The following is a 12,372-nucleotide window of genomic DNA, read 5'->3' on the forward strand; positions in this document are numbered from 1 at the left end:
GTGCGCCCAAGCCGGCGCCGCACCCGATCCGCGCGGCGCCGGCCTTCGTCAGGCGCGGACGAAGGTGAGCAGGTCGTCGGTCAGGCGATCCTTCTCGGTGACGTTCAGGCCGTGCGGCGCGCCGTCATATTCGACGAGCGTCGCCTGCGCGATGCCGCGCGCGGCGGCGCGGCCGGCCGTATCGATCGGCACCACCTTGTCCGACGTGCCGTGGACGATCAATGTGGGCACGCGGAACGCCGGCAGGTCGCCGCGGAAATCGGTCTTGCCGAACGAATCGATGCAGGCGAGCGTGCCGGGTAGCCCGCCCTGCAGGCCGAGCGTGACGAAATAGTCGACCATCTGCTGGCTGACCGGGCTGCTGATATAGCCCACGCCGTAGAACATCTCCGCAAAGCTGTGGAGGAACTTTGGGCGGTCCTGCCGGATCGGCGCCTTCATCTGATCCTCGAACACGCTGCCGTCGACGCCGTCCTTGTTGGTGTCGTCCTTCAGCAGATACGGCACGACCGACGAGATCAGGCCGGCGGCGACCAGCCCCTTGCCGTCGTAGCGCGACATGTAGCGCGCGACCTCGCCGCCGCCCATCGAGAAGCCGACCAGCGTCGCGTCGGTCGCGCCGGTCGCGTCGATCACCTGCGCCAGATCGTCGGCGAGCGTGTCGTAATCATAGCCGGTAAAGGGCTGGCTCGAGCGGCCGAAGCCGCGCCGGTCATAGGCGATCACGCGATAGCCGGCATTGGCCAGCGCCAGCGCCTGATCGTCCCAGCTGTCGGCGTTCAGCGGCCAGCCGTGGAGCAGGATGACGGGGCGGCCATCGCCCCAATCCTTGACGTACAGATCAACATGATCGCGGGTCTTGATGTAAGGCATGCCGTCTCTCCGATTGAGGCAGTCTCCCGAACGCGCGGGCCGGGATATGGCCGCCCGCCTCGTCGGATTCTGCGTCAGGCGGAGACGGCGGCGCCACGATCGCCCGGCTGGGTCATGCCGGTTTCCTCCGGGCCCGGATTGCGGATCGACGGCCGCAGCCGCGACACGCTGAACAACAATGCTGCGATCGTCAGGGCGGCCGCCGCCAGCGGCGGCACGCGCGTCGTGCCGAAGCCGAAGGCGAGCAACGTCGCGACGCCGGTCGCCCCCATCGTCTGCCCGATGAGCCGCGTGGTCGAGACGAGGCCGCCGGCCGACGCCGCGCGCGCGGCGGGCGCCGATCCCACGATCAGCCGCGCATTGGGCGAGAGGTACAGGCCGAAGCCGGCGCCGCACAACGCCATCCGCCACGCCACGTCGATGTAAGCGGGATGCGCGGGCAGGAAGGCGAGCAGCACCAGCGCGACGGTCGCGATCGCCATCCCGATGCCGCCGAGCAGCCCGGCCGGATAGCGATCCGACAGCGTGCCGGCGAGCGGCGCCACGACCATCGTCGTCAGCGGCCACGGCGCGATCATCGCCCCCACCTCACCGGGGCTGAAGCCGAAGCCATGCTGCAGCCGGAACGGCAGCGACAAAGTCAGCAGCTGCGACGCGACGAAGGCGGTGAAAGCGCCTGCCACCGACAGCGCCATCACCGGCCGGGCAAGCAGGTCGACCGGCAGGATCGGCGCGGATGCACGCCGCTCGTGAAACACCAGCGTCGCGCCGAAGCCGAGCCCGATCACCACCACGGCCGCGCTCACCACCGGCGAATCGCCGTGGACCAGCGCCTCCAGCCCGGCGATGAAGAAGCCGAAGCTCGCCATGTTGAGCATCGCCCCGGCCAGATCGTAGCTGCCGGGCCGCGGCGGCACGTCGGGGAGCGCCCAGCGGCCGAGCAGCAGCGACAGCAAGGCGGGCGGGGCGGCGGCGGCGAAGACCCACGGCCACGGCGCTACGGAAAGGATCAGCCCGCCTGCGGTCGGCGCGAGCGCGCCCGACACCGACGCGACGACATTGTTGAGGCCCAGCCCGCGGCCCAGCCGGTTGGCGGGGTAGATGCGGCGGATCATCGCCGCCATCACCGACAGCGCCGCCGCCGCCCCGGTCGCCTGCAGCGCGCGCACGATCAGCAGGAAGCCCAGGCTGTGCGCGAAGAAGCACAGCACGGTCGCGATCGTGAAGACGAGCTGGCCACCCTGGTACATCCGCTTGAGCCCGATGCGGTCGCCGAGCGCCGACAGCGGCAGCAACGTCATCACCAGCACGAGCTGGTAGACCGTCACCACCATCACCGCCGACGAATTGTCGACACGCAGGTCGCGCGCGATCGTCGGCAGCGCCACCGCGGCGATCGCGCCGTCGATCACCGTGAGCATCGTGCCGAGGCTGATCGCCGCGATCGCGAGGTAGAGCTGGCGCCCGCTGAGGCCGGCGGGCGGGACGGGCTGGTTCATGGGAGCAAACAAATCCTCGCGGGTGCTGCGGGGGACACCGCTGGACAAGGCCCCCGTTATGCCTAAACCCCCGCGCGTCAAAGGAGTGGAAGAATGGGTTATCGGGTGGTGGTCGCGGGTGCGACCGGCAATGTCGGGCGCGAGATGCTCAATATTCTTGCCGAGCGCGAGTTCCCGGCGGACGAGATTGCGGCGCTGGCGTCGTCGCGTTCGACCGGCGACGTGATCGATTTCGGCGAGACCGGCAAGACGCTGACCGTCAAGAATATCGAGCATTTCGATTGGTCTGGCTGGGATATCGCGCTGTTCGCGATCGGATCGGAAGCCACTAAGAAATATGCGCCGATCGCCGCCGCCGCCGGCTGCACGGTGATCGACAATTCGTCGTTCTACCGCATGGATCCGGACGTGCCGCTGATCGTGCCCGAGGTGAACCCCGAGGCGATCGACGGCTATCGCCGCAAGAACATCATCGCCAACCCGAACTGCTCGACCGCGCAGATGGTGGTCGCGCTGAAGCCGCTGCACGATGCGGCGACGATCAAGCGCGTCGTGGTCGCGACCTATCAGTCGGTGTCGGGCGCGGGCAAGGCGGGCATGGACGAGCTGTTCGAGCAGAGCCGCAATATCTTCGTCGGCGATCCGGCCGAGCCCAAGAAGTTCACCAAGCAGATCGCGTTCAACGTGATCCCGCACATCGACAGCTTCCTCGACGACGGCTCGACCAAGGAAGAGTGGAAGATGGTGGTCGAGACCAAGAAGATCCTGGGTTCCAAGATCAAGGTGTCCGCCACCTGCGTGCGCGTGCCGGTGTTCGTCGGCCACTCGGAAGCGATCAACATCGAGTTCGAGAACGAGATCTCGGCCGACGAGGCGCAGAAGATCCTGCGCGAGGCGCCCGGCGTGATGCTGGTCGATAAGCGCGAGGATGGCGGCTACGTCACGCCGATCGAATGCGTCGGTGAATATGCCACCTTCATCAGCCGCGTGCGCGAGGATCCGACGATCGACAACGGCCTCAGCCTGTGGTGCGTCAGCGACAACCTGCGCAAGGGCGCAGCCCTGAACGCGGTGCAGATCGCGGAACTGCTCGGCCGGCGGCACCTGAAGAAAGCGGGCTGAGCGGCGATCCCCAGGCGATGGCGGGGCGTGCCGCCGGCCTCAGCCCGCCGGGCGGCCTGAGCTACAGCCGTCGATCGCGACGCGCCACGTCCCGTCGGGGCCGCGGGGGGAAGACGTTGACGCCCGTGGCGCGATGCCCGGTCGGCGCCGCGCCGGCGCAACGACGGGAGGGGCGTCGATGTCGCCCCTCCCGCGCAGCCTAGGCAAGGCGCCGCGGCGCGGCACGCCGCCGCATCGCCGCGCCGGCAAGGCCGAAACCGCCGACCATCATCGCCCACGATGCGGGTTCCGGCACGCCCGACGGCGGGACCGGCACGTTGCCGACCGAGCCGGCCTGGATGAACACGGCCGAATCCAAGAGCTTGTCCGAAACGTCGGTGATGCTGAATGCCAGCGAATATGTCGCACCGACGGTGAGATGGTTCGCCTTGGCGGTCAGCACCGTGGTCAGGCCGTCGAGCTGGATCGGCAGGTTCAGGCTGGGCGCCGTCGTGTAGGGCGGCACGCTCGCATCCGATCCGGTGGCTTCGTAGCTGTTGTTGCGATAATAAGTGCTGTTCTTGTTCAGGTTGACATTGTTGATCGAAACCGTGTCGCCGTTCGGAAGCTGGGCAAGGTTTACCGCGCTGTAGCCCGGACCGGTCAGCGTCAGCGTGAACTGGTCGTTGAATTTGCTGCCGACGTACGAATTATATTCTTCCGATCCGAAGACATAATTGAAGAACAGGTCGGTGCCGTCGGACTTGAAGGTCATCGTCAGTGTTCGCGACGTTGCCGTATCGGTGTTGCCGCACGATCCGGATGTGTTGGAACTGCCGATGCAAGCCAAAGTCGAGCCGGTCGACAGCACCACGCCCGAATTGATCCCCAGCGCCGCCATGCCGCCGGAAAACGTGCCGGCCGCCGCATCGCCGCTCAAGGTCGCGCCAAGCACATGCAGCCCGGTGCCGGACAATGCATTGGCCAGCGCAACGGGGTTGGTCGAAACCGATGTCGCCACCGCACTTGCGGTTCCGGCGTTCAGGCATGCGAAAAGTGCCGCGCCAGCGGCAAAAAATCTGATCTTCATACGATCCCCCAATCGTCAACGGCAATCATCTTGCCGTGCGGGAGAATTACATGAACGAAACGATTCGTTAAGTTTAATTTATTTTCTGGGCCGCCGGCTGATCGCAGGCAATGCATGGGCTGTGAGCCGCGCCTGACCGCCCCGTCAATGGCCGGTATAGCGCCCCGGCCGGTGGAACGCGATCAGCACGCCGCTGATCGCCGCCGCGCTAACCGCCGACAGCAGCACGCGGCCGGGCGATACCGCCAGCAGCGAGACGAGCATGATGCACGCGTCGATCGTCAGCTGGGTGCGCCCGGCATTCCAGCCGCGCTTCTTGTATAGCCACAGCGTCAGCACGCCGGTGCCGCCGACGCCGGCATTGTGCCGCGCGAGGCTGAGCACGCCCATGCCGATCACGGTGCCGCCGAACAGGGCCGCGAACAAGGGCTGGATCATCGCGAGGCGCAGCACCGCCGGCGCGCCCAGCGACAGCAACGTGACCCCGGTCGAGACGATCATCGTCTTGACCATGAATGCGGTGCCCATCGCGCTGCGCGCGAACAGGAAAAAGGGCAGGTTGATGAGCGTGAACAGCACGCCCGGCGGCAGCGGCACGACATAGGAGACGAGCAAGGCGACGCCAGCGATGCCGCCCGTCACCAGCCCCGCCGCGCGCAGGCAGACCAGCCCGAGCACGATCAGCGCCGAGCCGATCAGCAAGGCATAGATGTCCTCCACCAGCGAGTGGCGGATGCCGACCGGGGCGTCGGGGTCTGGAGACGATGCGGAGGTCGACACGGGTACGCAATCCTCTTCCTGAGCCCGCCAGCCTTGCCAGACGGCGACGCCTGCGCTTATCGCGCGCCTTTCCGTCATGCACAGGGGAGCCACGGTGGCAAGCGCGCTCGACGACCTGCCCGTCCATATCTTCCCCGGCGCCGATGGCCTGCCGCTCGCCTGGCGCGAGATGGGGGAAGGGCGGCCGCTCGTCCTGATCCACGGCCTGTTCTCGAACGCGTGGACCAACTGGATCCGCTACGGCCATGCCGCGCGGCTGGCGGAGGCGGGCTTCCGGGTCATCATGCCCGATCTGCGCGGGCATGGCAGCAGCGCCGCGCCGCACGATGCCGCCGCTTATCCGCCCGACATCCTCGCCGCCGACGGCGAGGCGTTGATCGCGCATCTGGGCCTGACCGATTATGATCTCGGCGGCTATTCGCTCGGCGGGCGGACGACGGTGCGGATGGTCGTGCGCCAGCATGTGCGCCCGGCGCGTGCGATCGTCGCGGGCATGGGGCTGGATGGGCTGCACGCCACATCGCGGCGCGGCGACTTCTTCCGGACGGTGCTGCAGGGCATCGGCATCCATCCGCGCGGATCGGCGATGTGGCAGGCCGAGGCCTTCCTGAAAACCACCGGCGGCGATCCGCTGGCGTTGCTGCCGTTGCTCGACAGTTTCGTCGACACGACGCCGGAGGAGGTGGCGGCGATCGCGCAGCCGACGCTCGTTCTGTGCGGCGTCGACGATCGCGACAATGGATCGGCGGCCGAGCTTGCGGCGTCGCTGCCCCACGGCACGCTGCGCGAGGTGCCCGGCAACCACATGACTGCGGTGCTGCGACCCGAGCTCGCCGCCGAAATCGTGGCATTTCTGGCACGCTAGCCGCTGAGATGATCCGGAAGGCTTGACCGGATCGGCATGACTCGCTTTGTTCCGCGCCGAACTCAAGGGGGGGGTTCGAACGGTCCATGATTGGTATCCCGCTTCTCGTGGTCGCGGGGCCGTGCCTGTTGATGGCACTGGCCGCCGCGGCGATGGTCGTGGTTCACCAGACCTTGAACCCGGCCCGCTACGCGGAAGCATGGGCGGCGGCGTGCGCTCTGGCCGCGGCGGGATGGGCGATGATCGCGATCCGCGGCTTTGCGGGCCTGCCGCCGCTCCATGTCGGCTTCAACGCCTCGATGCTGCAACTGGCGTCGATCGTGCTGTTCGCCGACGGTTTCCGCATCCGCGCGGGCCGGCCGCACGCGTCGCTGCCGATCGCGGTGATGACGGGGGGCGGCGTCCTGCTGGCGATCGCATTCGTGGCGTCGCCGATGCCGCTGCGCGCGGCGATCATGCCGCTCGCCTCGCTGATCCTGTGCGCATGGGCGGCGCGGCTGGTCGTCCTGCCGCGCCAGGCGGCCACGGGTCCGGAGATCGGCGCGATCGGCATGCTCGTGGCGCTCGCCGCGATCAATGCGGTGGCCGCCGCGCTGGCGGTGGCGGAACAGGCCGGCCTGCTCGGTTCGCACCATCTCTATGTCGCGCTTTATGCGGTGAGCGCCACGCCGAGCTGCGCGGCGATGGCCCTGTTCGGATTGCTGCTGGTCGCGGCGGACGTCTCGACCGAACTCAAGCTGGTCCTCCACACCGATCCGCTGACCGGCGTGCTCAATCGCGAAGGCTTTCGCGAGGCGGCGCAGGCGGCGCTGCGTCGCGCGAGGCCGCGCGCCCGCCCGCTCTCGATCGCGATCGCGGACATTGATCGCTTCAAGCAGATCAACGATCGCCACGGTCATGCCGCGGGCGACGCGACGCTCGCCAGCTTCGCCGATCACCTCGCGCGGACCGTCGGCGGCGGGGGGACGGTCGGGCGAATCGGCGGCGAAGAGTTCGCCTTGCTCTTTCCCGGTCGCGACGGCGCGAGCGTGCTGCGCGCGGTCGATCCGGTCAGCAACGCCTGCGCCGACGTGCGCGTCGACGGCAGCCCACGGGTAAGCGTCACCGCCAGCTTCGGCGTGGCGGAACGCCATCCGGACGAGTCGCTCGACGCGCTGATCGAGCGGGCCGACCGTGCGCTCTACCGATCGAAACGCGAGGGCCGCAACCGTGCGACGCTCGCGCAGGCGGCTTCGGCCTGAGCGAAGGTGCCGGACGCGTCGTTCATCCTGCCGGCGACCTTGTTCGGTATCAGCGCGCTGATGGCGACCGTGCTGCTGCTATCCTGGCTGGAATTCGGCCGGCCGCGCCATGCGCTGAGCTGGACGATCGCCTTCGCTTTGTTCGCCTGCGCGTGGGCGGTGCGGACGGCGCGCAGCCTAAGCGTGGCGCCGGAATGGACATTGGTGGTGGTGCTGTGCCTCAGCATCTGGGGGCTGACGCTCGACGTGCTCGGCTTTCGCCAGCGGGCCGGCATGCCGGAGCGGCGCGGCATCCTGTTCGCCGCTGCCCTGGTCACGTCGGCGCTGATGATCGTCGCGGCCCGGCCGACGACGGCCGTTTCCGCATGGCTGCTGCCGTTCGCCATCTGCGTGGCGGGGCTGTGCCTGCTCGCCGCGGCGAGCGTGAGCGGCCGGCGGCGTAGCGAGCGCGCGGCGACCGCCATCGCGCATTACGGCATGATCGTGCTCGCCTCCGCTGCGATCGCGGTGGCGGCGGGCGCGGCCGCCGACCGCGCCGGGCTCGCCGCGCTCGACATCGGCCGGCTCGATACATTGCTGATGCTGCTGCTGCCGGGCGCGGTCACGGCGAGCGGCCTGTTCGTGATCCTGCTGCTCGCGGCGGATCTGGCCGATCGGACTCGGCGCCTGGCGGCGACCGACATGCTGACCGGCCTGCTCAACCGGCGCGGGCTGGAGGCGGCCGTGCCGCGCGTGCTGGACAGCGCGCGCCGCGGCGAGCGGCCGATGACGCTCGCGTTGTTCGACATCGACCATTTCAAGCAGATCAACGATCGGTTCGGCCACGGCGGCGGCGACATGGTGCTGCGCGCGGTCGCCGATTTCATGCGCCAGACGCTGGCGCCGCGCGATCTGGCGGCGCGAATCGGCGGCGAGGAATTCGCCGTTCTGATGACCGATGCCGGCCGTTTCGATGCCGCGCATGCGGCGGAGCGGTTGCGCGCCGGGATGGAACGCTGCGCGGAGATGCTGACGCGTGACTTTTGTGTTACCGCTAGCTTCGGATTAACCGACGTCCGCGCGGATGACGCGGAGTTGGCTGGTCTTCTAGCGAGAGCGGATATGGCCCTTTATCGATCCAAGGATGCAGGGCGGAATTGCGTGACGTGGGCCACCTAGGCCCGCCGGCTGCCCCAGATCGCCTTTCGAGGCACCCGATTTCAGTCGGGTTCCCATATTAACCATGATGGTCGCGGTCGTCCTGGCGATGCCCTTGGCGGTGGCTGCCCTGTTCGCGGCCGCGCTCGCGTCGATCTGGCGCGGCCGGCGTGCCGCCGCGCATGCCGCAAGCTGGGCCGGCGCGTTTGTCATGCTTGCGCTCGGCTGGCTTGCGGTGCTGGCGCGCGCGTCGGCACTCGACCGGCTCTCCGTCGTCGGGCTGGCGCCCAATCTGTGCTGGCTCGCGGCGGCGCTCGGACTGGTCCATGGCCTGCGCCAGCGCGCCGGGCGGCACGATCGTGCCGGGCGGCTTGGCGCGATCTGGGTGGCGATCGCGCTGGCCTTCGCGCTGCTGGCCGACGTCGCGCCGGCGCTGGATGGCGCGGTCGTCGCGACCATCGCGCTGCTGACCGGGCTCGGCCTGATCTGCGCGGCGGTGGCGGTCGGCCCACGTCGGCTGCTGCGGCAACAGCGCTTCGACTGGCTGGCGGCGATCTTGCTGGGCTGCTTCGCCCTCGCCAATCTGATCTATGCCGGACTGCTGCTGGCGGGGGTCGACATCGACGCCCGCGTGGCGGCGGCGGGGGCGCTGGTGGCGGCGCTCGGCTATGTCGTGCTCGGCCTCGGCGCCGTGCTGATGCTCAACCGCGATCTGTGCGTCGCGCTCGAGCGGCTGGCGCGCACCGATCCGCTCACCGGCGTGTGGAACCGCCGCGGCTTCGACGAGGCGGCGCCGCACCTGCTCGCGCGGCTGCGCGCGCGCGGCGGTGGCAGGGCGGCGGTGGCGATCGCCGACATCGATTCGTTCAAGGCGATCAACGATCGCTTCGGCCACACCGTGGGCGATGCGGTGCTGCGCAGCTTCGCCGCGACGCTGGGCCAGGCGGTGCGTTCCGGCGACCTGCTCGCGCGGCTGGGCGGCGAGGAATTCGCCTTGCTCGCGATCGACACCGATGCCGACGAGCTGGTCGCCCGCGTGGAGGAGGTGCGCGCGCAGGTGCGCCTGCCGCACGAGGATCGCGCCGGGCTGCCCCCGGTCACCGCCAGCTTCGGCGTCGCCGCGCTCGACCCTGAAACGCTGGCGCTGCGCGACGGGCTGGAGCGCGCCGACCGCGCGCTGTATCGCGCCAAGCGGACGGGACGCGACCGCACCGTGCTCGACGGCAGCCCGGACGCGCCGGCCGAGTGAGCCGTGAGCGGCGGGGCTGGCCCGCCGCGCGCCAGCGTGTATCGTCGCCCTCCTTCGTCCGGCAGGGGAGCCGCTCGCCTTCATGTCTCATCTGTTCAGCCTGATCGGCGTCCTCGTTATCCTGGCGCTCGCGGTCGGGCTGTCGTCCAACCGCCGCTGGATCCGGCTGCGCGTCGTCGGCGCGGCGTTCGCGCTGCAGGCGGGTATCGCCGTGCTGGTGCTGTACGTGCCCGCCGGGCGCGCCACGATCGCGTGGCTGGCGCGGGGCGTCGGCAATCTGCTGGCTTATGCGGGCGAGGGCACGGCCTTCCTGTTCGGGCCGTTCGCGGCGTCGGATCTCGGCCGCAACTTCGCGCTGCAGGCGCTGCCAGTCATCATCTTCTTCGCCAGCCTCGTCTCGATTCTCTATCATCTTGGCGTGATGCAGCGGGTGGTGCGCTGGCTGGGCGGCGCGCTGGAGGCGGTGATCGGCATCAGCAAGGTCGAGGCGCTGTGCGCCGCCGCCAACATCTTCGTCGGCCAGTCGGAAGCGCCATTGGTCATCCGCCCCTATCTGGCCGGGCTGCGCCCGACCCAATTGTTCCAGGTGATGACCAGCGGCATGGCCGGCGTCGCCGGCACCATCCTCGCCGCTTATGCCTCGATGGGAGTGCGGATCGACTATCTGCTGGCGGCGAGCTTCATGTCGGCGCCGGGCGCGATCCTGATGGCGAAGATCATCATGCCCGATGATCCCGAGCAGCTCGCGCTGCCGATCACCGAGATGGTCGACACCAGCCATGCCGAGGGCGACGAGCGACCCGCCAACGTCATCATGGCGGCGGCGCAGGGCGCGCAGCTCGGCGTGCGGCTGGCGGTGATGGTCGGCGCGATGGTGTTCGCGTTCGTCGGGCTGGTCGCGCTCGGCAACGGCATCCTCACCGGCGTGGGCGAGTGGGTCGGCATCGCCGGCCTCACCTTCCAGCGATTGCTGGGCTTCATCTTCGCGCCGGTGATGGCGTTGCTCGGCGTGCCGTGGAGCCAGGCAGGGCTGGCGGGCGGCCTGTTCGGCGAGAAGATCGTGCTGAACGAGTTCGTCGCCTACATCCACATGGAGAAGCTCGGCGCTGCGCTGGACGCGCATGCGCAGGCGGTCGCGACCTTCGCCTTATGCGGCTTCGCCAATTTCAGCTCGATCGCGATCCAGATGGCGGTGACGGGCGGGCTCGCCCCCAACCAGCGGCCGCTGATCGCGAAGCTGGGGATCAAGGCGCTGCTGGCGGGCAGCCTCGCCAACCTGATGTCGGCGGCTTTGGCGGGGATGCTGGTCGGCTAAGGGGGGCGGTCGATTGCCGGCCGCGGCTAAACCCAGCGCCGCTCGAACCGGTCGCCCAAACCGGTGAGCAGCTCATATTGCGACAGGCCGCTCGCCGCAGCGAGCGCGGGCAGGCCGAAATCCAGCGCCAGCCAGTCGCCTGCGCCGACATCGCCATCGGTCACGTCGATCGCGATCAGGTCCATCGAGACGCGGCCGATCGCGGGCAGCCCGCCGGCGAAGCGGAGGCTCGGCCCGAGCCCGCGCACTATGCCGTCGGCATAGCCGAGATTGACGATCGCGACGCGCGACGGCCGGGGCGCGTCCCACGTCGCGCCATAGCCGACGCTGGCGCCAGCGCTCACGTCGCGGACCTGCAGCACCTCTGCGGCGGGGGTCACGACGCGCCGGATCAGGCCGGCGGCATCGGAAGTCGGCACGCCGCCGTAGAGGCCGAGGCCCGGGCGGGTGAGATCGAAGGCATAATCGGGGCCGAGCATGATGCCGGCCGAATTGGCGAGGCTGTAACGCTGCGCCGGCACCGCCGCCGCCACGGCGCGGAAAGCGTCGCGCTGTTGCGGGTTGAGCGGATGATCCGGCTCGTCGGCGCAGGCGAGGTGGCTCATCAGGGTGGTGATCGCGAGGCCGTCGAGCAGGCCCGACGCCGCCTGCGCCGCGCTCAGCCCCAGCCGGTTCATGCCGGTATCGACCATCACGTCGCACGCGCCGCCGCCGCCGTCGCGCCAGCGCTTCACCTGTGCGGGCGTGCTGAGTACGGGCCGCACCGCGCCCGCCAGCGCCTGGGCCATGTCCTCGTCGCGGACGCCATGCAGCACCGCGACGCTGCCGGGTGCGAGCGCAAGCAGGGCCGCCGCCTCGGCCCAGTTCGACACGAAGAAATCGCGGCAGCCCGCTTCCCACAATCGCGCGACCACGCCCGCCGCGCCGAGCCCGTAGCCGTCAGCCTTCACCGCCGCGCCGCATGCGGCGCTCCCCCCGCGCGCCGCCAGGGTGCGCCAGTTCGCGGCGAGGGCATCGCCATCCAGATCGAGACGGAGCGGGGAGGACACGATCGCCCCGTTAGCGCGACCCGCCGCGCGCGTCATCCCGCCCCGCCGCGTGCCGACTGTGGCCGCGGTGCATCGGCTGTCATAATTTGCATTGGACCGGATCGGACACTTGCCGCGGCTCAAGACCACGAATAATACGCGGCCACGGTCCGGAGCGGCGCCGGAACCGATCA

The 12,372-nt window shown here is 69.5% G+C and carries 11 protein-coding genes; 6 read left to right on the plus strand and 5 right to left on the minus strand.

The window, feature by feature from the left end; genetic code table 11:
* Window positions 1-48: 48 nt before the first annotated feature.
* Both K8P63_RS04270 and K8P63_RS04275 read right to left on the minus strand, forming a co-directional pair.
* On the minus strand, window positions 49-873 hold the full coding sequence (locus K8P63_RS04270; RefSeq protein WP_223798627.1) for an alpha/beta fold hydrolase: 825 nt from the start codon (window positions 871-873) through the stop codon (window positions 49-51).
* Between the two features lie 74 nt (window positions 874-947).
* A complete protein-coding gene (locus K8P63_RS04275; RefSeq protein ID WP_223798628.1) occupies window positions 948-2,372 on the minus strand; it encodes an MFS transporter in 1,425 nt (474 codons plus the stop codon).
* Between the two features lie 93 nt (window positions 2,373-2,465).
* Here K8P63_RS04275 and K8P63_RS04280 point away from each other — a divergent pair, with 93 nt between their 5' ends.
* Window positions 2,466-3,494, plus strand: coding sequence for an aspartate-semialdehyde dehydrogenase (locus tag K8P63_RS04280; RefSeq protein ID WP_223798629.1), 1,029 nt, complete (start codon window positions 2,466-2,468; stop codon window positions 3,492-3,494).
* 199 nt (window positions 3,495-3,693) lie between these two features.
* Here the strand turns inward: K8P63_RS04280 and K8P63_RS04285 are convergent, their stop codons facing one another.
* Both K8P63_RS04285 and K8P63_RS04290 read right to left on the minus strand, forming a co-directional pair.
* Window positions 3,694-4,563, minus strand: coding sequence for a choice-of-anchor L family PEP-CTERM protein (locus K8P63_RS04285; RefSeq protein WP_223798630.1), 870 nt, complete (start codon window positions 4,561-4,563; stop codon window positions 3,694-3,696).
* A gap of 144 nt (window positions 4,564-4,707) precedes the next feature.
* The gene (locus K8P63_RS04290; RefSeq protein ID WP_223798631.1) at window positions 4,708-5,343 is read right to left on the minus strand and encodes a YitT family protein; all 636 of its coding nucleotides are present in this window, start codon (window positions 5,341-5,343) and stop codon (window positions 4,708-4,710) included.
* A gap of 76 nt (window positions 5,344-5,419) precedes the next feature.
* Here K8P63_RS04290 and K8P63_RS04295 point away from each other — a divergent pair, with 76 nt between their 5' ends.
* From K8P63_RS04295 to K8P63_RS04315, 5 genes are all read left to right on the plus strand, one after another.
* Complete coding sequence (locus K8P63_RS04295; protein ID WP_398288411.1) at window positions 5,420-6,208, plus strand: alpha/beta fold hydrolase; 789 nt, start codon at window positions 5,420-5,422, stop codon at window positions 6,206-6,208.
* An 86-nt stretch (window positions 6,209-6,294) separates the two neighbouring features.
* Window positions 6,295-7,449 (plus strand): GGDEF domain-containing protein, encoded by a 1,155-nt coding sequence (locus K8P63_RS04300; protein ID WP_223798632.1) that lies wholly within the window; start codon window positions 6,295-6,297, stop codon window positions 7,447-7,449.
* Window positions 7,450-7,455: 6 nt separating this feature from the next.
* Window positions 7,456-8,607, plus strand: a complete 1,152-nt coding sequence (locus K8P63_RS04305) for a GGDEF domain-containing protein (protein WP_223798633.1) — start codon at window positions 7,456-7,458, stop codon at window positions 8,605-8,607.
* 67 nt (window positions 8,608-8,674) lie between these two features.
* Window positions 8,675-9,835 carry a GGDEF domain-containing protein gene (locus tag K8P63_RS04310; RefSeq protein ID WP_223798634.1) on the plus strand — a complete coding sequence of 387 codons (1,161 nt, stop codon included), beginning with the start codon at window positions 8,675-8,677 and terminating at the stop codon, window positions 9,833-9,835.
* A gap of 82 nt (window positions 9,836-9,917) precedes the next feature.
* The gene (locus K8P63_RS04315; protein ID WP_223798635.1) at window positions 9,918-11,150 is read left to right on the plus strand and encodes a NupC/NupG family nucleoside CNT transporter; all 1,233 of its coding nucleotides are present in this window, start codon (window positions 9,918-9,920) and stop codon (window positions 11,148-11,150) included.
* Between the two features lie 26 nt (window positions 11,151-11,176).
* On the opposite strand, the gene K8P63_RS04320 is transcribed toward K8P63_RS04315, so the two are convergent.
* Window positions 11,177-12,235 (minus strand): alanine racemase, encoded by a 1,059-nt coding sequence (locus K8P63_RS04320; protein ID WP_223798636.1) that lies wholly within the window; start codon window positions 12,233-12,235, stop codon window positions 11,177-11,179.
* Between the last annotated feature and the right edge of the window lie 137 nt (window positions 12,236-12,372).

This window comes from Sphingomonas nostoxanthinifaciens (assembly GCF_019930585.1).
Classification (GTDB): Bacteria; Pseudomonadota; Alphaproteobacteria; order Sphingomonadales; family Sphingomonadaceae; genus Sphingomonas_I; species Sphingomonas_I nostoxanthinifaciens.

Coding starts and splice junctions, on each gene's coding strand:
- K8P63_RS04270 (WP_223798627.1), bottom strand. CDS start 873: ATGCCTTACATCAAGACCCGCGATCATGTTGATCTGTACGTCAAGGAT.
- K8P63_RS04275 (WP_223798628.1), bottom strand. CDS start 2,372: ATGAACCAGCCCGTCCCGCCCGCCGGCCTCAGCGGGCGCCAGCTCTAC.
- K8P63_RS04280 (WP_223798629.1), top strand. CDS start 2,466: ATGGGTTATCGGGTGGTGGTCGCGGGTGCGACCGGCAATGTCGGGCGC.
- K8P63_RS04285 (WP_223798630.1), bottom strand. CDS start 4,563: ATGAAGATCAGATTTTTTGCCGCTGGCGCGGCACTTTTCGCATGCCTG.
- K8P63_RS04295 (WP_398288411.1), top strand. CDS start 5,420: ATGCACAGGGGAGCCACGGTGGCAAGCGCGCTCGACGACCTGCCCGTC.
- K8P63_RS04300 (WP_223798632.1), top strand. CDS start 6,295: ATGATTGGTATCCCGCTTCTCGTGGTCGCGGGGCCGTGCCTGTTGATG.
- K8P63_RS04310 (WP_223798634.1), top strand. CDS start 8,675: ATGGTCGCGGTCGTCCTGGCGATGCCCTTGGCGGTGGCTGCCCTGTTC.
- K8P63_RS04315 (WP_223798635.1), top strand. CDS start 9,918: ATGTCTCATCTGTTCAGCCTGATCGGCGTCCTCGTTATCCTGGCGCTC.
- K8P63_RS04320 (WP_223798636.1), bottom strand. CDS start 12,235: ATGACGCGCGCGGCGGGTCGCGCTAACGGGGCGATCGTGTCCTCCCCG.